Genomic DNA, 21,783 nt, shown 5'->3' on the forward strand with positions numbered 1-21,783 from the left:
TACTAAATTAAGTAAAAAATCTAAGTAAGTTTTGTCCAAAAATCAGTTACTTTGGACTTGGTAGTAGCTGTGACTTGGTAGTAGCCATTAGTATGAATCTTTATTTTTGGTCTCGTTTAATCTTAAACGGTTCGATCAGGGTTACTTGGCTGTTTAATATGAACTTTATTCCACTCTTACAACTAGATGGATATGAATTTAATTAGGTGAGTTTTTGTCGCTGGGGAATAGCTTATACTGCTGTAAGGCTTCCTTAGTCTTAGGTAGGTTGAACAGCTTTGATGTCAGCCAACCATGTGCTCCCAGTATCTTGTCCAGTTTTGTCCTGCAGATCGGTGGATCGCAAGACTCTATGATTGAACAGACTTTTTTAGAGAGTTCATTATCTCTCTTTTCCCAATCAACCCTGTCTACATGCTGTGTTTTTTGAGGTACAGGAAGGTGTTGTTCCAACCACTCTGGATTATGCAAATACAACCAGAAAAAGGCTGCCTCACATTCTTCTTTAGCATTTTTCCGTATGCCCTTAGGGTGACTCTCAAAATATCGTAAAATTTGACACTGATAACGCCTTCTTTTTGAGTCCGCTTTGCATTTTTTTCGCCATTCAACCAAGCCCTCAATAGAGGAGATAATCGCCTCTACACTACCTGAAGAAATACCAAGTTGCAGAGCAATAGTAGAGCGATGCACCCCTTTATATGCGAGTCTAGATACTTTATCTTTTAAGCTATCAGTTATTTTATAAGGCTTCAGGTTTACCGGGATATGATGTCTGAGTGCAACCGCCTTAACATAGCATCGACTTTTACCTATATCACGCCCTACCTGTGCCATCGAGTATCCATTAAGCAGCAAATCACAGCAGCGAGTTTCGAGCTCTTTAACATCATCGTCCTTGGACCTAGATGTAGAAACATGCTCATCAGGATTTTCAGATAACTGAGTCTGAGTAAGTAAAAATTCAAGTAACAAGTGTTTGAATGGGTGTACTTGATAAGTACCATCAATCAAAGACGACATGTATTTCAAGTCTTGTGCTGAAGTGATACGCAGTGGGTTATCAGGTAAGAGTATTTTTTCAGAGATAGAATAGAGTGCTGCCATCAATTCTATACGTTTAATTCTACCGGTAAACGTTGTAAACCCTTTATCAGATAAATGATTTTTATACCCGCTTGGCTTAAACTGAAGATATGCATTGTCTTGGATCGAACGAAATTTTCTTTCGGCGTATTGAGCAAATGACCAAGCTAAGTCGCTACACTGCACTTTTACATCACATGTCGGCGGGAATAGATAAGATCTAAAATGTTCTCTTTCGTGCAACTCTTGATGTATCAACCAAACACCGTGTTCAGAGCAAGCATCCACACCAGGAATTTGATGAGAACAATGCCAATAAGCCACGCCTACGTTATAAATATCTTCTTCAGCACATACAGGGCAATACTTTAATGTTAATGGTTCATGTTCTCTAAATGTGGACAATTGACAAGCCCTTACAAGCTCATTAGTACCAATAGAACAATCATTAATGATTTCTCTGTATTTCGGTAGAAAGTGAGAAAACAAAGGTCTTAGCGTTTGCTCCCTGCATAGATAATTAGCAGATTCATTTGTGAATCTACTAATCAAATCAAGATCTGCTGTAAGGTAAGGATGGATCACTGCTCGTCTATTACCAACTAAGGTATTTAAACACCGCTCTTTCTGCAATCCAGATAAAGAGATATAGCGGACAATACGGCTAAAAAGGGTTTCATCGGGTTGTGCGAGACTGTTCATTATTCTGTGTCACGCCCATTTTTATAAATCCAGATATGGAGTGAGTCTGCCTTCAAAGTGGATGCTGAGCTGAGACAGTGTCAGGTTCCAGTTCTGCACCGGATGCGTCCACTTTTCACTGGCTTTCAACATACCTGCATACAACAGCTTGAGCAAGCTGGTTTCATTAGCAAAACCGCCCTTGGTTTTGGTCAGTTTGCGGAACTGACGATGTACCGCCTCAACCGCATTGGTGGTGTAAATGGCTCTGCGGACCTGTTCGGGATATTTGAAATACACCGATAAGTTCTCCCATTTATTGCGCCATGACTGAATCACCAGCGGGTATTGTGGTCCCCATTTGGCTTCCAGCTCATCCAGCTCATGTTCGGCAGCTTTAAGGGTTGCCGCTTTATAAACACATTTTAAATCCGCCATAAACGCTTTCTGATTTTTGCTGGCGACATACTTCATCGAGTTACGGATTTGATGGATAACACAGAGTTGGACTTCAGTCTGCGGGTAAATGGTTTCAATCGCCTGAGGGAACCCTTTGAGGCCATCGACACAAGCAATACAAATATCTTTGACACCGCGATTTTGTAAGTCGGTCAGGACACTGAGCCAGTAATGCGCGCCTTCGGCATCAGAGAGATAAATCCCCAGCAGCTCTTTTTTTCCTTCGATATTGAGTGCAAGGATGGTGTAAATGGCTTTGGAAACAAAGCGACCGTTTTCCTTGATTTTGTAGTGAACGGCATCAAGCCAGACGACCGGATAGACGGGGTCTAAATCCCGCTCCTGCCATGCTCTGAGCTCAGGGATAAGACGGTCGGTGATGGCGTTAATCGTGCCATTGGAAACGCTGATACCATACATATCCAGCAGATATTCCCGGATATGTTGATAGCTGTTGCCAAGGGCAAACAGGGAGAGGACATTACGTTCCATCTCATCGGTCAGTCGGGTCTGGTGCTTCTTGACAGTTTGCGGGTCAAAAGAGCCATTTCGGTCACGGGGCGTTTCAAGTTCAAATTCCCCGGATGAGGTTTTAACGGTTTTGCGGGATTTTCCATTTTTGCGATTGTCGGGCTCAGCTTCAAGGTGCTGTTCGATTTCAGCCCCGAGCGCGGCTTCAGTGATTTGCTTAATCAACGGGGTGAGCAAACCGTCTTTGCCGTTGAGGCCCTGACCGGATTGCAATGCTTTGGCAAAAGCTTGAATATCAATTTCGAATTTATCGTCAGACATAAGGTGTCATTTCCTTTTTGGTTCAGTTTAAAGAAATGACACAGAAATTTGAACACTACCGGTTGTGCTTTTGGTACCTGCATATCCGCCCTCTTACTTTGAAAAAATTCCTACTGCAGATCTTCTAAAGGATTTTCGTACAAAATACCTGGAAGGTTAGTAGAGTTATACGTCTCTTCAGATTCCGATAGTTGCTGGAATAAATCAGCAGATTTTATCGGTAGATTTACCATACCTAACACGTCTCTGATTAACATTTCAAACTCAGGATGCTGAGCTCTGGTTATATCTCCGAGAATCGCTGGCTTTTGCTTTGGCGTAGTCTTGGGCTTCGTGTTATCTTCGTCTTTTGTAGCAACTGATTTGTTGCGACGAGGAAGATGAATTCCTAATTGATCACGGAGATCATTAACTTCAGCAGTTTCATTTGATAACGCACAAGCGTAGTAATACGCGTTTTCTAGAACCGTGGCATTTATACATTCGTCTCCACTTCCTATAACGGCCCTTTGTGCCTCCCGATATATACGACAGCACATATCAAGATTGCCGAGTGAAAGCTCGTACATTTTTGACATCAGTTCCTTTGTCAAAGGTGTTTTTGTGTTTGTCCATTGAAGATCCCAAAGTTCACAGATAAATGCTTCCCAATCTTTACTATTCCGACGTAAAGGATGCATCTTCCAATAGCCACCACTTTCAGCTCTCCTAGCTGCTTTCAGTTTTTTTGATAGTGTTTCATCAAAAGGTGGGTTCGCACAGAAAAGTAAAGGAATACCAAGCTTATTTACTAAACTATGTAAAAAATTCAGAAGATTATTTTCGCCCCTAGTTCTTTTTAACTCTAAGCGTTGCATTTCATCTATAACTAGAATGCCTAAGTAATTAATTTTAATCCTCTGTTCGATTTGTCTCATAAGAGAACCAATCGTTCCAGCCGGCTTAGTTTGTTCCACTCCAGTAGCTAGATCTAATCTGAGTAATATTTCTTCACATAGATCTCTGACACTAGATTTATCAGGACAATCAACCTTAATCCACACAACTTGCTGACTAACTTCTAAACTCTGTCCACGATATTGCGTATGTTCTATAACGGAAGGAAAATAATTAAGAACTTGCTCCAACATACTTGTTTTACCAGTACCGCTTTCGCCTATAAGGGTTATGGTATCGGCTTTAGGTTCAAAAAATCCTGAATACGGTTGGGTTTGTGGTCTATCGTCCATAAGATAATGCACATATTGAACGGTTGATGGACTTAAAGGGTTCTTACTGGAATAGCCATCCTTAATAGCTCGCTCAATGAGACGAAAACACCGAATATAATCACTAAGTGGCTGTCTTAAAGTTTTTAATCGGCTTAAATATTCCTCACGAACTAGCGGATCTTGGTGCATCCGAATATGCTCGTCTAAGTCAGGATAATAAGTAAAAGCATCGATAAGAATTTCATCTTTAACTTTTGGAGGCAGAGCCTCAATAAGAGGGTTTCCTTGATGCTCAGGTAGAATTGCTTCTCTGTATACTGCTTGTATTCTATTTCTCATTTACACATCCTGAGCTCTTTTATTACGCCTTGGCAAAGTTACGACATTATTATTCTCGACTATGTCATGATCCTTTACCGATTTACTCACTTGAGTGGTATCTTTTCCGTTCATTAATTCAAGCTCTTCTTTTCTATTTTGTTGAATCCCCTTAGATCTATCTTTTCGAGGAGTAGGGTTATCTTTTGCTCTGTTCTTAGCTCGCTTCGTTATTGCATCAGTTCGGTGTTGCATATCTATAGATTCAGCAGTAACAATCATCTTTTCGCTTTTCTCGTCTGTCCAGTCCAAAACAAAATCGGATTCAACGATAGGTAAATCTCTAAACATACGACTTTTGGGAGACAAATTGCATTTAACGAAAGGCTCTCGACTATTAAACCTCACATATATGTAGTTTGAACTATTTTCATCAATCCTAGCCTCAAGTTGCCACCATCCTTTATCTCTAGCAATCGAAGCCAGATCATCCTCTATGATACGTTTATTGGTGAAATACATACCATTGTATAAAATACCATCACCAGTCATGCTAACCATTTCTGGAGGGAGTAGCCTTGAAATCACGTCATCGTAATTAGCTTCAATTAGACTGTGTCTTTGCAACTCCACATTTACTTTCCAGCAATTGATTGGGGTAGGTGCCAGATCTTTTTCTATAAGCAATGGGGTTTCAAACGCAAGTCGTTTTAGAATATCTCTGTTATGTTCTAAAACAGCTTCGATCAATAACTGTGTTACTTCATGAAGCGTATAAATAGCTAATTTGCGAGGATCAATTTCTCCTCGTACGACCTTACCTCGCCTTGTAGCACCTAATAAGGGGTGAATGGCCTTCTTATTTAAAATATCAAATCGACGCTCTACGAAGCTTTTACGATCTGGACGGTATGGAGGGGCAAAACTTAATTGGGTAAACGGTACTAAATGTTCTTCAGGTTGAAGGCCTATCATCTCACCATTATCACACACAAGCTCCTCCGGAATATGATGGCAAGGCCATTCGGCCTCACTGATATGAATACCATATTGAGAGCAATATTCTTGTTTCGGTAAAAAACAATTTACTAAGGCTTGTCTAGCAGCCCTCCAAGAGGCGAAATAAAGAGAAACATGAAAACCTACAATCATGCGAGTTGCTCTATCGACAATAGAATATATCGTAGGTCTACCCAATACTCGTTGGTTTGAGAAAGTAGAGACTATATGCACATCTGCAACGGTAGCATCTATTTCAAATACGTCACCTGGTATAGGAGATCTTTCTGTCGCACTACCAGTTGTACCGCGTTTATTAAGTAAATAATCTCGAACTGATGTCCTAGCTTGTATCTCAACATCTTTACTTATCAACTTAGACTTCCAATAAGCGAATTGTCGCAAAGATGGCGCATGTGGAAATTGTTCAAGAGCTTCCGCAATTTTTACTTCGCTAGCAAAATACTTACGCAAGAACTTTTTATAGGTTTCCACAAGGCTGTCCCCACCTTCCTTAAGGTAGTGCTTTTTAAGTGATTTTTTTATCTTTTCTTTGTCTTTTTCAGTTAGGATATATTTTCTGGACCGAACTACTGCAAGTGTTCTAGAACGTTTAGGGGCACCTAAAGGAACCGTTGCTTTCCTTTCCTTTCCTGCGCCCCCACTATTTGCATATGCAGGCAATAAGGCATTTTTATCTTGTCCATACTTCCAATATAGCTGCAGCAGCCTGTCGACTGTATTTCTGTGTTCGCTTATATTTTGAGCATATTTTACAAGCAAGTCTGAGCGTTTGGATATGCAATACTCAAACAAAAAGTCCTTGTCTTTAATGATACGTTCTATTATTTGTAAGTTTTTGTCTCTTTTGGCTTTTTGTTTATGTGGAATATCAAGCTCATCTACCTGCATATATATAGGTAAGGCAAAATCTTCTTTAGTTGTTGTGCCTAGTTTAATGGTCCGATGAAAGGAGCTAAGTTTTGTTAGGAGGGGCTTAATTGGTCTAGTATGCTCTAACGGGAAGAGTACAACGGCATCAAGGTCTTTAAATATTTCCAAGACTCGATACACACCATTTTCAACACCTTCGAGTCTAGTAATTTTCCAAACACTATTTTTAGTTAGAACCATTCGCAGTCCGTCCATATGATGTTAATGCTACATCTTGAATAATTAATATTCCGGATTCAGCAATTAGATAAGACATATCTACTAAAATCAGTTTTAAAGAGATTAATAACTTTATTTCAAGAAGAGCACTTTCTTTAGATATCTTTAACGTTTGGCTTATCTCATCACATAAATCGGTGATTAAAAATCGTCCTGTACTTAGCATCCCAAGTAGCGTATTGGTATGAATGCTCTGCTCTAGGCTATCAGGCTTTGAACGGAAAGGGGCAGTGGCCCATTTTATGTTTTTACTCTGGTTTCTAGTGAGTTCATTACCAGTAAAAAGTTTGAATTCAACACCCAATAACTCCCACCAAATTCGCTCTATGTCTAACTTTTCAGCAGTACGTTTATCGAGCTCGCCAGGTGGCTTAATGGCTACAGCCTGATAAACAGGTTCGGCATTTTGAGGTTTGTACAACGTCAGCAAAAAATCTGTCGTCATAATAATAGGGGACTTACTTTCAGGATGAATGGGATGCTTCACACAAATAGTGGAAGCAATCCTTTGGGATAAAGTTAGAGGGAGTAAGGGGAACTGCTCACGGATATCCAAGACAGAACCACTAAAATCAGCGATATAAAAAAATTCGCTTTCTATCGAAGACAGGGTGTGATGGTTTCTACTTGTTTTAAAGCCAAAAATCTTTGAACGATTCCCATCAGATTTTACATCCTGAGCTCTGTACCAAGGTAAATAGTCTTTATAACTACCTAAACCATAACCATTTTTTAGAGCTCTCTTAAAGTCTTCCTCTGTTTGAAGTTTTCTGCCTCTGCCCATGTAATTCCCTTAAATTTGTTCTAGAAAGTGTAGTTTACCTTTCATAAAATACAAACTTTATTGGAAATAATCAAAATAAAGTACAAACCTAAAACATTAAATACAAACTTTATTGTCTATATACAACAATCAAACCCACTGTCCGGCGACCCAGCCGGAAGACCAGCACCACTGGAAGTTATATCCGCCAAGCCAACCGGTCACATCCATCACTTCACCGACGAAGAACAGACCGGGGACGGATTTACAAGCCATGGTTTTCGAAGAGATGGCATCCGTATCGACGCCTCCCTGAGTGACTTCGGCAGTCCGGTAACCTTCGGTGCCATTGGGCAAGATCTGCCAGTGAGTGAGTGTTTCAACCAAGGCAGTCATTTCTTTGCCGTGCAGTTGCTTGAGCGGCTTATCCACCAGCTCGCCCCGCTCGATCAAGACTTCGACCAAACGCTTGGGTAACACTTTCGCAAGGGTATTTTTCACACTTTGATTGGGGTGCTTGGCACAGGACCGGTTCAGCATTTCCCCGATATCTTCATCCGGCACCAAATTCACCGTGACCTTCTCCCCCGGCTGCCAATAGGAAGACAGTTGTAACACAGCCGGTCCAGATAACCCGCGGTGGGTGAAAAGCAGCGCTTCTTTAAATGAGGTACCGTTTTCAGCCGTGAGTACCGCAGGGACAGCGATACCCGATAATTCAGCAAACTGCTCTTTCTCTTCTTTATGAAGCGTAAAAGGCACCAATGCGGCTCTGGTCGGAATAACCGGCAACCCAAACTGCTCAGCAACTTGATAACCGAAAGGGGTTGCGCCCAGTTTCGGCATCGATAAACCACCGGTTGCAACCACCAGCGACTGACATTCAATGGTTTCCTGCCCGGTCTGAAGACGAAAGCCTGCTTCCGTTTTCTCAATGGCCTGAATGTCAACCTGATAACGCTGTTCGATATGAGGCAAATCACACTCTTGCAGGAGTAAATGGACAATCTCTTTGGCACTATCAAGACAAAACAATTGCCCGTGATCGCGTTCTTCAAATGCAATGCCATACTGAGTGACCATAGTGATGAAATCCCAGTTGGTATATTGAGATAGTGCGGATTTAACAAAATGTGGATTGCGGCAAAGGTAATGGCTCGCAGAGACATCATAGTTGGTGAAGTTGCAGCGTCCCCCACCGGAAATCAGGATTTTCCGCCCCGGCTTTTTCGCATGATCGACAACCAAGACTCGTCGTCCCCGTTTACCAGCCTGCGCAGCACACATCAGCCCCGCGGCTCCGGCGCCGATTACAACGACATCAACCTGTTTGCTCATTCTTATCTCACCAACATCGAACTAAAACGATCTATAACCATGAAAGACACGAAAAAAGGATGTGCCAGTCAGCACATCCTTCATCAATTGAAGAATGATTCTAACGTCAAGCGCGTCATTTTACCAATCAAGCGCCCGACGTGGCAGTTCTCTTTACAGAATCAGCGAGGTAAGCATCGTGATTCCGACAAGAGCAGACGAGAGTATAAAGAGTTGTCTTACCCGTTCACATTTACCCGTAAACACTGAGTCATGATGATGGAGATACTCTTTACTTTTGATGTAATGAAATAAACGGACCTGTTTATTCATATTACCGTGAGTGGTGAAAAATCCGGGACCGTCTACTTGCTGATACAAGAGAGGATGAGCTTCACGCATGATATAAATCAATGCCCGAAGCGCTGTGAGGTACCGCGCAACATTAACCAGTGTCACTCCCATGAGTGCGAATAAGATCGTATCTTCGCTGATCATCTTTTCCTCCCTACATCTTCACGAGGCTCTCAAAGAAAAAGACAATCAGCAGTGATATTTCTGAGATTACCCGGCTTGAGAATCCATTACGGAAGATGAACCTTCATTTACCATGTCTGCTAAATCTTTATCGATGAAGAACAGGGCTTTACCATCTTCACCAACCAGCTCTAACTTGTCTAAAATCCCTTTAAACAATTTTTCTTCTTCATGCTGCTCAGCCACATACCACTGAAGAAAATTAAAGGTCGAGTAATCTTGAGATGTGAACGCTGCATGGGCCAACTTATTGATTTTTTGAGTTATCATTTGCTCATGTTCGTATGTTTCGCGGAAAACCTCTCCTAAACTGTCATAATCATGTTTGGGCGCATCAATCGCACCGAGAATAGGCAACGCTCCTGTCTCACTCACATAAGTAAACAGACGCTGCATGTGCTGCATTTCTTCCTGAGCATGAGAACGAAGAAACATTGCTGCACCTTCAAAGCCTTTATCTTCACACCAAGCACTCATTTGTAAGTATAGATTGGATGAGAAAAATTCGAGATTAATTTGATCATTTAGTTGATCAACCATTGCCTGTGCTAGCATAACTGTGTCTCCTGATTTACTCTCGTATTGATTGAAATATAACACCGTCAACACTTTATCATCTTCTGACTGAGAAGTGGAACTGAGATCATTCCGACAATTTTTTTTTCAGGGCGATGCTAAAGTGAAATTATCAGATATGAAACGGAGACAATACAATGAGCTATAAACATATCTTAGTTACAGTCGATTTGTCTGAGGAAAGCCGAGTTCTAGTCGATAAAGCTGTGGCATTGGCAAAACCTCTCGGAGCAAAATTGTCTTTCATTCATATTGATGTGAATTATGCCGAACTGTACACAGGGCTAATCGATATCAATCTGGCAGAGACACAGCATCAATCCATGGAAATGTCACAAAAACATTTACAAGATATTGCAACGCACGCTAATTATCCGATTCATCACACCTTGGTCGGCAGTGGTGATTTAGGCCATGAAATTTGTGAAACGATCAATGAATATGAAATCGATTTAGTTGTCTGTGGGCATCATCAGGATTTCTGGAGCAAACTACTGTCCTCAACCAAACTCCTCATCAACTGTTCTCCGGTTGATATGCTGGTCGTGCCACTCAAAGACTGACGTACGGGGAAAACTTCGCTAGACTCTGAGCCATTATTGATCATGTTGAAATTATCATATGGCTTATCTTTCTGCGATTACCCTGTTATGGGCTTTTTCATTCAGCCTGATCGGTGTTTATCTCGCCGGTCAGGTTGATTCTTGGTTCTCCGTTCTCATGCGCATCGCGCTGGCAAGTGTGGTGTTTTTACCCTTTTTGAAATTCCGGCAGGTTGCTAAATCTCTGATCATCAAACTGATGGCTATCGGGGGGATTCAACTTGGTCTGATGTATTGCTTTTACTACCAATCCTTTTTGTTACTCAGTGTCCCTGAAGTGTTGTTATTTACGGTATTTACACCGGTATATGTCACGTTGATTTATGATCTGCTCAAAGGCCGTTTCTCACCTTGGTATCTCGTCACCGCTGTTGTCGCCGTTTTAGGGACCGTCATTATCAAACAAACCGACGTCCAAGAAGACTTTCTACTGGGTTTTTTGGTTGTTCAGGGGGCGAATCTTTGTTTTGCTATCGGTCAGGTCGGTTACAAATATTTAGTGGAAAATAATGACACAAAGCTCCCGCAACACACGATATTTGGCTATTTTTATCTCGGTGCTTTGATCGTCGCAACCATTGCTTTTCTACTCTTTGGTCACTCAGATAAGTTACCGACCACTTCGCTGCAATGGGGCATACTAGTCTATCTGGGGTTAATCGCTTCAGGATTAGGATTTTTTATGTGGAATAAAGGGGCTTGTCTGGTCAATGCCGGTGCGCTGGCGATCATGAACAATGCGCTTGTACCAGCCGGTTTGATCGTAAACCTCTTGATCTGGAACCGAGATGCCAATCTACCGAAACTAATCCTCGGTGGTACCATCATTATGCTTTCGCTGTGGATCAATGAAACTTGGGTCAAACGCAGAGTTGCGCAGTAACACCATTATTTATAACAAAATCCATTTATAACAAAAACGCATCACGAAGACCGTATAAATAAAAAGATGGCCTATGACCATCTTTTTCTCTTTATACATCCATATTTGATAAAACCAAGAGATAAGTGATTAATCACTTACAAGCGTTCAGCAAGCTATCTTCTCCAGCCTTTTTTGAATTTTCCCGGATTCTTTACACAATTTCTTTTGCTGGCGGATTAATTTCTTAATCTGCTTACGGGCTTTCTTGTCTGTCTGCTGCTTCTTAAATTGTTTGAGTGTTTTTTTATCCCATAGCGGCAGGGTAATATTCAGCTGTGATGATGATATTTCCGGAGTGATCGGTTGATGCATCGGGGCGGGAAGTTCTACCGGCTTGCATAAACGAGAGCATTGGTTCGCGCTTCTCGCACAAGACAGGCAGACAAACTTTGGGGCACTCACCAAATGGTGAATATCTCCTAGTGTATGGCGGATTTCACGTCGGTCAAACTGACACAGGCGCTTGCTCATGCTTCACCCCAATAAAAATAATAATTATTCTTAATTAGATATACAAAGCAATCGTCCGGGAATCAAGTAAAATTATCAAGTCAAACGATCATATCGCTTGGGGATTGGTGGGCAGGCTATACTTTCTCATCCATGGCAGCATTGACGTAAACATCAAAGCGGTTTTTCTTGGTTTCTACAGCCATGGTTGGTCGCTGTTCATCAAGCCACGGCGCGTAATCCGGACGCTTAACCACGACCCGCTTTTTCGCCAAACGCAGTGCTGGTATTAACAACGCATCAGCATCTTCATCGGCACCAACCAAAGATTGAAAGACGCGCATCTCTTTCTTCACCAATGCCGTTTTCTTCTTACTCACCGGATGAGGATACATCGGATCGAGATAAACGACGTCTGGCTGGATGTGATGCTCAAGATTCTCTAGCGCCCGGTGACTACTCTCATGCAATAGTGTCATCCGCTCACTGACCCATGCGCCGATCTCAACATCTGCACAAGCTCGTCTCAGTCCGTCTTCCAATAAAGCCGCAACCACAGGGTGACGTTCAACCATCAAAACCTGACAGCCTAAAGACGCCAGTACAAACGCATCACGACCCAATCCGGCCGTTGCATCAAGCACAACAGGCGTTACACCTTTGTTGAGTCCAACCGCTTTAGCAATTGCCTGACCTTTGCCACCACCGAATTTACGCCGATGAGCAACCGCACCACCGACAAAATCAACGTAGATAGCGCCCAATTTGGGCTCATCCAACTGACGCAATTCCAACCGTGTTTCGGTCAGCACTAAAGCAAACGGGCTGGCAGGGGTATGTTCAAGCTGCCAACGCTCAGCAATCGCATCTAAGGTTGACTGTTTATCAGGGGACTCTGTTAACAACTGTTGTGGCAAAAAACATTCTCCTCTGATCACCGCTGCGGTAATCCGTATGAAATCAACTTGACGGTATACATCATTTGGCTATTTGAATGATAGAATAGCCTGATATGATAGCACTGTAATATCGATATAATCTCTAAACCTCAGAACGTCATGACGTTCTGAGTCTATTTCCTATAAAAACATAAAAGCTCAAACAAGGAATAATCATGCATCCCAATACGGCTAAGCTAGACGATTTGGATCGCGCCATCCTCCAAAAATTAATGGATGATGCCCGCACACCCTACGCAGAAATGGCAAAGCAATTTAATGTCAGCCCGGCAACAATCCACGTTCGCATCGAAAAAATGAAAAACGCAGATATCATCCAAAAAACAGAAGTCGTCGTGAACACCAAAAAACTGGGCTACGACGTCTGCTGTTTTATTGGTATTAATCTGAACGCCGCAAGAGACTATCACTCAGCCTTAGAAAAGCTGAATGCGCTCGATGAAGTTGTCGAAGCCTATTATACAACGGGAGCATACAATATATTTGCAAAATTAATGTGTCACTCAATTGAAGAACTTCAATACGTACTCATCGATAAATTGCAAAGTATTGATGAGGTTCAATCTACTGAAACATTAATTTCATTACAAAACCCCATCAATCGAAACGTCATCCCATAATGGACGGTATAAAAACCATGTAAATACAGTTGACTTTATAAAGCTATTTTTTACTTAAATAATCCAAGAGCTCTTCCGCGGAAATACCTTGAGCTGCTAAATTTTTTGCCATTGTTTCAACTTGCTCATATTTGCGGGAGTCAATCACTTGCTCAAATTGATAAACCAAGTCACGCAGCACAGGAACAGGCACTTGTTTAGCGGCACTACGAATGCGCTCACTACTCTGGTTGCCCAATTCACTGAGCAATTTTCCAAACATGACCTTCTCAGGTGTTTCATCAAGTTGCTCTAAAATTCGAGCCATTTCATAAGTTGTCATCGACATATGTGATTTCCAAAAAATATTATAATGTTAAAGATATGTCTAAATAATAATCGGGAGCGAACATATAAATATAAACGGTTTCGCAAACGATTGATTGCTATTTATTCATATAGAACATCACATTCGATGTCCTATATGAATAAGGATACTTATCATGCAAAATTGCGAGTCAGAGAAAAAAAGCGTAGCTTATTTTACATCACTCACTCACGAGTAGCATTTTACTATCTACGACAAAAAGGATAACAACAGATGCAAGGTCATATATCTGAACGCATATCAAATATAAGAAGCTGGCTAAAAGAAAACCAACTTGATGCGCTGATTGTTCCTCATGAGGACGAATATCTGGGAGAATATCTACCCGCCCACAATGAACGCCTGCAATGGCTTACAGGCTTTACTGGTTCTGCGGGTGTTGCCGTCGTTACCCAAGAGCATGCATCAATTTTCGTTGATGGCCGCTATACGGTCCAAGTTACCAAACAAGTACCAGAATCAATATTTGAATATCATCATCTAATTGAAGAACCATTTCTCGATTGGATAATAGACCATCTTTCCCCAAACAGTAAAGTCGGATTCGATCCGCGTCTTCACCGGAGCCTATGGATAACACATGCTCAACAAAAAATCTCGGGAAAATTCACACTGTGTCCGCTACAGGATAACCCAATTGATCTGTTATGGCAGGACCGTCCAGTGCCATTTTTTTCAAAAATGTGGTTCATGGACCTCAAACAATCCGGTCAGAGCAGTGAAGATAAACGACAAGCCATTGCCGACATCCTCAGAAAAAAAACCGCTCATTGCGCGCTATTGACGCAATCAGATTCGATCTGCTGGCTACTCAATATTCGCGGACAAGATATCGCTTGCCTCCCAGTACTGCTGACTTATGCCATTATTTATGACGATGCCAGTGTTGATCTGTTCATCGACCCACAACGTGTGATTGAAGAATTTGATCGCCATGTCGGGCCGGGGGTCAGAATCTGCCCACCGGAAACACTGGAACACGCACTAACAAACTTACAAGGCAAACAGGTTTTACTGGATCCCGACACCTGCAATGCTTGGTTCAGCCTGACTTTACAAAATGCCGGTGTCTCCGTCATTCACGGTGCCGATCCTTGTATGCTACCGAAAGCAGCGAAAAACGCCAGTGAAATCGCAGGAATGCAAGCCTGTCACATTCGTGATGGCGCTGCAATGGCGAAGTTCTTATCTTGGTTGGATCAAGAAGTTGCTCAAGGCCATATGCATAATGAAGCCACATTATCGGATCAATTGGCTGAATTCAGACAACAAGATCCAACGTTGCTGGACTTCAGTTTTAGCACCATTTCCGCCGCCGGAAGCAATGCAGCCATGTGCCATTATAATCACCTCAATCAACCGACCCCCGGGCAGCTGACACCGGACAGTTTCTATCTGGTCGATTCCGGTGGTCAATATACCGATGGTACGACAGATATTACCCGCACCGTTGCGATAGGTACCCCATCGGCCCTAATGAAACAGCAATTTACACTGGTTTTAAAAGGTCATATCGCACTGGCAAGCGCGCGTTTCCCACAGGGAACATCCGGACATCAGCTTGATGCACTGGCACGTCAGCATTTATGGGCCCATGGTTACGATTTCGACCACGGTACGGGTCATGGTGTCGGCCACTGCCTCAACGTCCATGAAGGGCCACAACGTATCAGCAAAGCCCCGAATACCGTCGCATTACTGCCGGGCATGGTCGTGTCAAATGAACCCGGTTATTACCGTGCGGATCAGTTTGGCATTCGTATCGAAAATCTGGAACTGGTTACTCCGGTAACAACCGCAGGCGATTTTAATATGTTGGGATTTGAATCTTTAACACGCTGTCCGATCGACCAGCGCGCAATTGATCGGTCATTACTCAACGATGCTGAAATTCAGTGGCTCAATACATATCACCAAAAGGTCTGGGATGAGGTTTCACCGCTCGTCAGTGGTACCGTGAAAGCATGGCTCAAACAAGCAACTCAGCCAATCGCTGAATCATCATGCTGATCTAACTTTCCCGCGTTGAAGTACACCAGTCGATCACTTTGATTGACTGGTTTTTTAACAACCGTATAACCCCCACTATATCCCCCACCAACAAAGATTAGACCACTAAATACTATTTATGATTTAAATGTCTAATTTAAAACAAAAAATACCATACAAAAACTAAATTGAGACAGTTTTTGATCAAAAAAGATTTGAAATCAAAACAATTTGCGTGTTACTTTTTTGTTAATTAATCGTTCAATTAAAAAAATATGGAGTCTCTATGCCTAAACTCGGCATGCCAGATATCCGCAAACCGCAACTCGTTCAGGCGACGATGAATGTGATCGAACGAGTCGGATTACACGGCGCAAGTATCTCGCTTATCAGTAAAGAAGCGGGGGTTTCGACTGGCATCATCAATCACTATTTCGGTGGAAAACAAGGATTGCTCGAAGAAACGATGCGCGCCATTTTGCGTGAACATTCCCGAGAGATCACAGCCGCTTTAAAGCAGCTCCCACCGAATGCTCACTACGCGCGTATCAACGCCATTATTGATGCGAATTTCAATGAATTTCAGACCGAGAGTGAAGTGGTCAAAACGTGGCTGGCATTCTGGTCCTATGCGATGCATGCCCCCCAGCTCCACAGACTTCAGCGTGTCAACGAAAAGCGTTTGATTTCACACCTCAAAATCGAATTAAAAACCTTAATCCCCCAGCCCCAAGCTTCATCTGTTGCCCATGGTATTGCAGCGCTGATTGATGGTATCTGGCTGCGGGGCGCATTAAATCCAAAAGGCATTGATGCTGCATTTGCCAAAACCATGATTAACGATTATCTGGACAAACAGATTTGGTATCACGACAACAGCAAGGTTAGGTCCCAACAATGAAATCACTGTATATACATGGAAAGCGATGCAACGCCACTTCCGGAAAAACATTTACTTCGTATAACCCTGCGACCGGTGAAGTGCTAGCTGAACTTGGACAAGCCTCCGCGCAGGATATTGAAGCGGCCGTCACCTCAGCGAAACAAGGATTTGCCCGCTGGTCAGCGATGACCGCGATAGAACGTAGCCGTATCCTGCTTAAAGCCGTCCAGCTTCTCAGGGAAAGGAATGATGAACTGGCGAAATTGGAAGTGCTCGATACCGGCAAACCATTACAAGAAGCAATTGAAGTCGATATCGTCACCGGTGCAGATGTCATCGAATACTATGCGGGTCTGGCACCGACCTTAGTCGGTACACAGCAACCACTGACACACCATCAGTTTTTCTATACCCGTCAAGAGCCGCTGGGTATCTGTGCGGGCATCGGTGCCTGGAACTACCCCATCCAGATCGCCATGTGGAAATCTGCACCAGCACTTGCAGCCGGTAATGCGATGATTTTCAAGCCTTCAGAAGAAACACCGCTGACCGCCCTTGAACTCGCTGAAATTTATACCGCAGCGGGTCTTCCCGATGGGGTGTTCAATATTGTTCAGGGTGATGGTCAGGTTGGAGAGCAACTGACATCTCACCCTGATATTGCCAAGATCTCTTTCACCGGAGAGGTCGAAACGGGCAAAAAAGTCATGGCAAACAGCGCCCGGACACTTAAGTCTGTCACGATGGAACTTGGCGGAAAATCGCCACTGTTGATCTTTGATGATGCACCACTCACTCAAGCGGTATCAGCGGCAATGGTTGCTAATTTCTACACTCAGGGTGAGGTGTGTACCAATGGCACACGCGTATTTGTCCACGAATCAATCTACGCAGATTTCTTACAACAACTGAAAGCCCGTACAGAGCAATTGATTATCGGTGATCCCATGGACATGGCAACGCAAGTGGGCGCGTTGATTTCCCAAAAACATTGTCGCCAAGTGATGACTGCCATTCATGAAGCCCGTGATAGTGGTGCTCAGCTTCTGACCGGTGGTTTCCAAGTCACAGAAAACGGGTTGGACAACGGTAATTTTGTTGCTCCGACCGTCTTCTATGACTGCGATGAAAGCATGGCACTTGTCCAGCATGAGATCTTCGGTCCGGTCATGGCGGTGATGAAATTCTCAGATGAAGCAGATGTAATTCAACGGGCGAATGATACCGCTTACGGGTTAGCGGCTGGGATATTTACCCGAGATATATCACGCGCTCACCGCATCATTCATCAGCTTCAGGCCGGTATCTGCTGGATAAATACCTGGGGGAACTCTCCGGCGGAAATGCCTGTCGGGGGATACAAACATTCCGGGATAGGCCGAGAGAATGGCCTCGAGACACTCACTCACTACACACAAACCAAGAGTGTCTTTATCGAGTTAGGCAACTTTGAAAGCCCTTACCCGTATCAGGATTCTACAGATGAAACAGCAATTTGATTATATCATTATCGGTGCCGGATCAGCCGGTTGTATTCTGGCGGATCGATTAACAGAATCCGGAGAATACAACGTCTTGCTTCTCGAAGCCGGAGGCAGTGACAAAAGTATCTTCATTCAAATGCCAACGGCACTCTCCTATCCGATGAATACCCCGAAGTATGCCTGGCAGTTTGAAACAGTTCCGGAAACAGGACTGGATGGCCGCCGACTTCACTGCCCCCGTGGCAAGGTTTTAGGCGGCAGCTCGTCAATCAACGGCATGGTTTACGTCCGCGGTCATGCCTGTGATTTTGATGAGTGGGAAGCACAAGGCGCAACAGGCTGGCATTATGCCAATTGCCTGCCCTATTTCAAACGCGCCGAATCTTGGTCAGGAGGCGGCGATCAGTACCGTGGTCAAGATGGTCCGGTTGCAACGTGCAACGGCAACGAGATGAAACTTAACCCACTCTATACTGCATTTATTCAAGCAGGTGTCGAAGCGGGTTACCCAGAAACGATTGACTATAACGGCTATCAACAAGAAGGCTTCGGCCCGATGCATATGACGGTTGATAATGGTGTCCGGGCCTCGACAGCCAATGCCTATCTCAAGCGCGCATTCAAACGCACTAACCTGACATTATTAAAGCATGTTGTGGCAAGAAAAATTCTGCTCGACGGTAAGCAAGCGACCGGTGTTACGTTTGAATATCAAGGGGCAATTCAAACGGCTTTTGCCAGTGCAGAAGTGATTTCATCAGCCGGTTCTGTCGGTTCAGTACAACTGCTGCAATGTTCAGGGATCGGTCCCAAAGATGTCTTAGAAGCTGCCGGTGTCAAAGTGAATCACGAGCTCGCAGGCGTTGGCGAAAATCTTCAGGACCACCTTGAAGTCTATTTTCAGTATCAATGCAAACAGCCAATCACCCTCAATAGTAAGTTAGGACTCATCAGTAAAGGATTCATCGGGGCGCAGTGGATGCTCACACATCAAGGACTCGGTGCAACTAACCATTTCGAATCCTGTGCCTTTATTCGCTCCAGAGCCGGATTGAAGTGGCCGAATATCCAGTATCACTTTCTCCCTGCTGCGATGCGTTATGACGGCCGGGCAGCATTTGCCGGACACGGCTTTCAGGTTCATGTCGGCCCCAATAAGCCACAAAGCCGGGGCACGATACGGATTACCGCAGCGGATCCGCATATCAAACCAAGGATTGAATTTAACTACCTGTCTACAGCACAAGACAGACAGGATTGGCGTGATTGTATCCGCCTGACCCGGGAGATAATGGCTCAACCGGCACTCGCCGCTTACCGTGGTGATGAAATCCAGCCCGGACTGGATATTGAAAGTGATGCAGCGATTGATCAATGGGTCCGAGAAAATGTCGAAAGTGCTTATCACCCCTCTTGCTCCTGCAAAATGGGCAGCACGGATGACCCGATGGCGGTCGTCGATTCTCAGTGCAAAGTGATTGGTATTGACCGACTACGTATCGTGGATTCGTCAATATTCCCCACCATTACCAACGGCAACTTAAATGCACCCACCATGATGGTTGCAGAACGAGCGGCTGATTTTATTTTAGGCAAAACACCGCCCCCCGGCACCGACGCACCGGTATGGATTGCAAAAGACTGGCAGACAAAACAACGGACAACTCAGCCTCAACTCACTTCTGTATCCGTACGGAAATGAAATGATGAATAGGAAGGAAATACGATGAATTTCAGAAAATGGTCTTTTATTACGAAAATTGCAGCATTGAGCCTATGCTGCGCTGCGCAAAGCTATGCTGCGGACCGTTGTGAAACGGTCCATTTTTCCGATGTAGGATGGACAGACATCACCTCAACAACCGCGGTCACGACGGAGATATTGCATGGTCTGGGTTATCAAACCAAGACCGATTTGCTTTCGGTCCCGGTGACTTATTCCTCAATGGCCAATGGCGACGTTGATGTTTTTCTGGGGAACTGGATGCCGACGATGGAAGGTGATATCAAAAAATATCTTGATAGCGGCCGCGTCGAGCAGGTTCGGGCAAACTTAACCGGTGCGAAATATACCCTTGCTGTCCCTCAATATGTCTATGATGCGGGAGTACACAACTTTGCCGACTTAGCGAAATTTGCCAGTAAATTCCACAGCCGAATCTACGGTATTGAGCCCGGAAATGATGGCAATCGACTGATTCAAAAAATGATCGATACCAATGCGTTTCAGTTAAAAGATTTTGATCTGATTGAATCGAGTGAAGCCGGCATGGTGTCACAAGTTGCCCGCGCAATTCGTCGTCATCAGTGGATTGTGTTTCTCGGCTGGGCACCTCATCCCATGAACAGCAATTTTAAAATGACTTACCTTGCCGGTGGGGATGACTATTTTGGCCCGAACTACGGCGGTGCAACGGTCTATACCAACGTTCGCAAAGACTATACCTCACAATGTCCGAATGTTGGTCAACTGCTTAAAAATCTGCAGTTCAGTCTCCCTATGGAGAACCAGATCATGGACGATATCCTCAACAAAAAAATGCCCCCGCAACAGGCTGCAAAAGCTTGGTTAAAGGCCAATTTAAATGTTTTAGAACAATGGCTTGATGGCGTGACAACACAAGATGGTAAGCCTGGTAAAGCCGCATTACGCCAATATTTGCACGCCAGTTAATTCTCTATCCGTTAAATACCATACTGAACAGCCGGTGCCGTTCACTCAGCATCGGTGAGGGACCTTATTGTGAATAATTTCATTACAGATGATAAAATTCCACTCGGCCAATGGATGGCGTCATTCGTCGATTGGTTAACCATCCATGCTGCTGGTTTTTTTGACACCATTTCATACACACTTGAGACGGTGATTATGTTTCTGGTGGGTATTTTCCAATCCATGCCGCCTGCAATTCCGATTCTGCTCACTGCCGCACTGGCTTGGTGGCTTCATCGTCGGATATCTTTGGTCGTCTTTATCGTCGCCTCTCTATTACTGATTCTAAACCTCGGCTACTGGCAAGAAATGCTGGAAACGTTCGTGTTGGTATTTTCTGCCACCACCATTTCCGTGTTAATCGGTGTCCCCATAGGTATCATGGCGGCTCATCGGCCTTGGTTGTATACCGTGATTCGGCCGATTTTGGATCTGATGCAAACCGTACCAACGTTCGTTTATTTAATCCCGACGCTGGTGTTATTCGGCCTTGGTGTCGTCCCCGGATTGATCTCGACAATTATCTTTGCCATTGCATCCCCCATTCGTCTGACCTATCTGGGAATTGTTCGTGTGCCGGAAGAGTTGGTCGAAGCAGGCAAAGCATTTGGTGCCAGCCATATGAAGCTGTTATTTAAAGTCGAACTTCCGGCAGCAATGCCCAGCATTATGGCAGGTGTGACACAGTGCATTATGTTGTCTCTGTCTATGGTTGTGATTGCTGCATTGGTCGGTGCAGACGGCTTAGGAAAGCCCGTTGTTCGGGCATTGAATACCGTTAACATTTCACAAGGATTTGAAGCAGGACTCGCCATTGTATTGGTGGCCATCATCCTTGATCGACTGTGCAAAACGCCAAATCAGACCAAGGAGTAATTA

At 43.9% G+C, this 21,783-nt stretch carries 20 protein-coding genes; 9 read left to right on the top strand and 11 right to left on the bottom strand.

The genetic code is table 11. The features are described from left to right. Positions 1-198: 198 nt before the first annotated feature. From OCU60_RS17520 to ftnA, 8 genes are all read right to left on the bottom strand, one after another. Positions 199-1,788 carry a TnsD family Tn7-like transposition protein gene (locus tag OCU60_RS17520; RefSeq protein ID WP_074374606.1) on the bottom strand — a complete coding sequence of 530 codons (1,590 nt, stop codon included), beginning with the start codon at positions 1,786-1,788 and terminating at the stop codon, positions 199-201. 21 nt (positions 1,789-1,809) lie between these two features. Next, positions 1,810-3,018 carry an IS256 family transposase gene (locus OCU60_RS17525; protein WP_261854726.1) on the bottom strand — a complete coding sequence of 403 codons (1,209 nt, stop codon included), beginning with the start codon at positions 3,016-3,018 and terminating at the stop codon, positions 1,810-1,812. Positions 3,019-3,128: 110 nt separating this feature from the next. Next, positions 3,129-4,568 (bottom strand): ATP-binding protein, encoded by a 1,440-nt coding sequence (locus OCU60_RS17530; RefSeq protein ID WP_074374800.1) that lies wholly within the window; start codon positions 4,566-4,568, stop codon positions 3,129-3,131. Next, on the bottom strand, positions 4,569-6,680 hold the full coding sequence (locus OCU60_RS17535; RefSeq protein ID WP_074374799.1) for a transposase: 2,112 nt from the start codon (positions 6,678-6,680) through the stop codon (positions 4,569-4,571). It lies immediately after the preceding gene. Continuing rightward, positions 6,667-7,503 (bottom strand): TnsA endonuclease N-terminal domain-containing protein, encoded by an 837-nt coding sequence (locus OCU60_RS17540; RefSeq protein WP_074374798.1) that lies wholly within the window; start codon positions 7,501-7,503, stop codon positions 6,667-6,669. Before OCU60_RS17540 ends, OCU60_RS17535 begins: the two co-directional genes overlap by 14 nt. A 129-nt stretch (positions 7,504-7,632) precedes the next feature. Beyond that, positions 7,633-8,820, bottom strand: coding sequence for a BaiN/RdsA family NAD(P)/FAD-dependent oxidoreductase (locus OCU60_RS17545; protein ID WP_074374797.1), 1,188 nt, complete (start codon positions 8,818-8,820; stop codon positions 7,633-7,635). A gap of 153 nt (positions 8,821-8,973) precedes the next feature. Then, positions 8,974-9,297 carry a universal stress protein UspB gene (gene uspB, locus OCU60_RS17550; protein WP_074374796.1) on the bottom strand — a complete coding sequence of 108 codons (324 nt, stop codon included), beginning with the start codon at positions 9,295-9,297 and terminating at the stop codon, positions 8,974-8,976. Between the two features lie 66 nt (positions 9,298-9,363). Next, complete coding sequence (gene ftnA, locus OCU60_RS17555) at positions 9,364-9,891, bottom strand: non-heme ferritin (RefSeq protein ID WP_074374795.1); 528 nt, start codon at positions 9,889-9,891, stop codon at positions 9,364-9,366. Between the two features lie 158 nt (positions 9,892-10,049). Here ftnA and uspA point away from each other — a divergent pair, with 158 nt between their 5' ends. Further along, positions 10,050-10,475, top strand: coding sequence for a universal stress protein UspA (uspA, locus tag OCU60_RS17560; protein ID WP_074374794.1), 426 nt, complete (start codon positions 10,050-10,052; stop codon positions 10,473-10,475). A gap of 58 nt (positions 10,476-10,533) precedes the next feature. Continuing rightward, positions 10,534-11,397 (top strand): carboxylate/amino acid/amine transporter, encoded by an 864-nt coding sequence (locus tag OCU60_RS17565; RefSeq protein WP_074374793.1) that lies wholly within the window; start codon positions 10,534-10,536, stop codon positions 11,395-11,397. A gap of 147 nt (positions 11,398-11,544) precedes the next feature. Here OCU60_RS17565 and OCU60_RS17570 read toward each other — a convergent pair whose 3' ends face one another. Both OCU60_RS17570 and OCU60_RS17575 read right to left on the bottom strand, forming a co-directional pair. Further along, positions 11,545-11,910, bottom strand: a complete 366-nt coding sequence (locus tag OCU60_RS17570; RefSeq protein ID WP_074374792.1) for a hypothetical protein — start codon at positions 11,908-11,910, stop codon at positions 11,545-11,547. 116 nt (positions 11,911-12,026) lie between these two features. Beyond that, entirely contained in the window at positions 12,027-12,806 is a 780-nt protein-coding gene (locus tag OCU60_RS17575; RefSeq protein WP_083602758.1) for a class I SAM-dependent methyltransferase, read from the bottom strand. Between the two features lie 197 nt (positions 12,807-13,003). On the opposite strand from OCU60_RS17575, the gene asnC reads away from it, so the two are divergent. Then, positions 13,004-13,468 (top strand): transcriptional regulator AsnC, encoded by a 465-nt coding sequence (asnC, locus tag OCU60_RS17580; protein ID WP_074374790.1) that lies wholly within the window; start codon positions 13,004-13,006, stop codon positions 13,466-13,468. 43 nt (positions 13,469-13,511) lie between these two features. Here asnC and tsrA read toward each other — a convergent pair whose 3' ends face one another. Next, positions 13,512-13,796, bottom strand: a complete 285-nt coding sequence (gene tsrA / locus OCU60_RS17585; RefSeq protein ID WP_074374789.1) for an H-NS-like global regulator TsrA — start codon at positions 13,794-13,796, stop codon at positions 13,512-13,514. A 252-nt stretch (positions 13,797-14,048) separates the two neighbouring features. Here tsrA and OCU60_RS17590 point away from each other — a divergent pair, with 252 nt between their 5' ends. The 6 genes from OCU60_RS17590 to choW all read left to right on the top strand — a co-directional run bounded on the left by OCU60_RS17590 (position 14,049) and on the right by choW (position 21,780). Further along, entirely contained in the window at positions 14,049-15,845 is a 1,797-nt protein-coding gene (locus OCU60_RS17590; protein WP_074374788.1) for an aminopeptidase P family protein, read from the top strand. A gap of 265 nt (positions 15,846-16,110) precedes the next feature. Further along, positions 16,111-16,725, top strand: coding sequence for a transcriptional regulator BetI (gene betI, locus OCU60_RS17595; protein ID WP_074374787.1), 615 nt, complete (start codon positions 16,111-16,113; stop codon positions 16,723-16,725). Beyond that, a complete protein-coding gene (gene betB / locus OCU60_RS17600; protein WP_074374786.1) occupies positions 16,722-18,206 on the top strand; it encodes a betaine-aldehyde dehydrogenase in 1,485 nt (494 codons plus the stop codon). The genes betI and betB overlap by 4 nt, the downstream gene beginning before the upstream one ends. Next, positions 18,190-19,893, top strand: a complete 1,704-nt coding sequence (gene betA, locus OCU60_RS17605; protein ID WP_074374785.1) for a choline dehydrogenase — start codon at positions 18,190-18,192, stop codon at positions 19,891-19,893. Before betB ends, betA begins: the two co-directional genes overlap by 17 nt. 24 nt (positions 19,894-19,917) lie before the next feature. After that, the gene (locus tag OCU60_RS17610; RefSeq protein WP_074374784.1) at positions 19,918-20,865 is read left to right on the top strand and encodes a choline ABC transporter substrate-binding protein; all 948 of its coding nucleotides are present in this window, start codon (positions 19,918-19,920) and stop codon (positions 20,863-20,865) included. 69 nt (positions 20,866-20,934) lie between these two features. After that, entirely contained in the window at positions 20,935-21,780 is an 846-nt protein-coding gene (gene choW / locus OCU60_RS17615; RefSeq protein ID WP_370738701.1) for a choline ABC transporter permease subunit, read from the top strand. Positions 21,781-21,783: the final 3 nt, after the last annotated feature.

This window comes from Vibrio spartinae, assembly GCF_024347135.1.
GTDB lineage: Bacteria > Pseudomonadota > Gammaproteobacteria > Enterobacterales > Vibrionaceae > Vibrio > Vibrio spartinae.

Excerpts from the sequence above, each read along its gene's own strand:
- OCU60_RS17520 (WP_074374606.1), bottom strand. The coding sequence starts at position 1,788 with ATGAACAGTCTCGCACAACCCGATGAAACCCTTTTTAGCCGTATTGTC.
- OCU60_RS17525 (WP_261854726.1), bottom strand. The coding sequence starts at position 3,018 with ATGTCTGACGATAAATTCGAAATTGATATTCAAGCTTTTGCCAAAGCA.
- OCU60_RS17530 (WP_074374800.1), bottom strand. The coding sequence starts at position 4,568 with ATGAGAAATAGAATACAAGCAGTATACAGAGAAGCAATTCTACCTGAG.
- OCU60_RS17535 (WP_074374799.1), bottom strand. The coding sequence starts at position 6,680 with ATGGTTCTAACTAAAAATAGTGTTTGGAAAATTACTAGACTCGAAGGT.
- OCU60_RS17540 (WP_074374798.1), bottom strand. The coding sequence starts at position 7,503 with ATGGGCAGAGGCAGAAAACTTCAAACAGAGGAAGACTTTAAGAGAGCT.
- OCU60_RS17545 (WP_074374797.1), bottom strand. The coding sequence starts at position 8,820 with ATGAGCAAACAGGTTGATGTCGTTGTAATCGGCGCCGGAGCCGCGGGG.
- uspB (WP_074374796.1), bottom strand. The coding sequence starts at position 9,297 with ATGATCAGCGAAGATACGATCTTATTCGCACTCATGGGAGTGACACTG.
- ftnA (WP_074374795.1), bottom strand. The coding sequence starts at position 9,891 with ATGCTAGCACAGGCAATGGTTGATCAACTAAATGATCAAATTAATCTC.
- uspA (WP_074374794.1), top strand. The coding sequence starts at position 10,050 with ATGAGCTATAAACATATCTTAGTTACAGTCGATTTGTCTGAGGAAAGC.
- OCU60_RS17565 (WP_074374793.1), top strand. The coding sequence starts at position 10,534 with ATGGCTTATCTTTCTGCGATTACCCTGTTATGGGCTTTTTCATTCAGC.
- OCU60_RS17570 (WP_074374792.1), bottom strand. The coding sequence starts at position 11,910 with ATGAGCAAGCGCCTGTGTCAGTTTGACCGACGTGAAATCCGCCATACA.
- asnC (WP_074374790.1), top strand. The coding sequence starts at position 13,004 with ATGCATCCCAATACGGCTAAGCTAGACGATTTGGATCGCGCCATCCTC.
- tsrA (WP_074374789.1), bottom strand. The coding sequence starts at position 13,796 with ATGTCGATGACAACTTATGAAATGGCTCGAATTTTAGAGCAACTTGAT.
- OCU60_RS17590 (WP_074374788.1), top strand. The coding sequence starts at position 14,049 with ATGCAAGGTCATATATCTGAACGCATATCAAATATAAGAAGCTGGCTA.
- betI (WP_074374787.1), top strand. The coding sequence starts at position 16,111 with ATGCCTAAACTCGGCATGCCAGATATCCGCAAACCGCAACTCGTTCAG.
- betB (WP_074374786.1), top strand. The coding sequence starts at position 16,722 with ATGAAATCACTGTATATACATGGAAAGCGATGCAACGCCACTTCCGGA.
- betA (WP_074374785.1), top strand. The coding sequence starts at position 18,190 with ATGAAACAGCAATTTGATTATATCATTATCGGTGCCGGATCAGCCGGT.
- OCU60_RS17610 (WP_074374784.1), top strand. The coding sequence starts at position 19,918 with ATGAATTTCAGAAAATGGTCTTTTATTACGAAAATTGCAGCATTGAGC.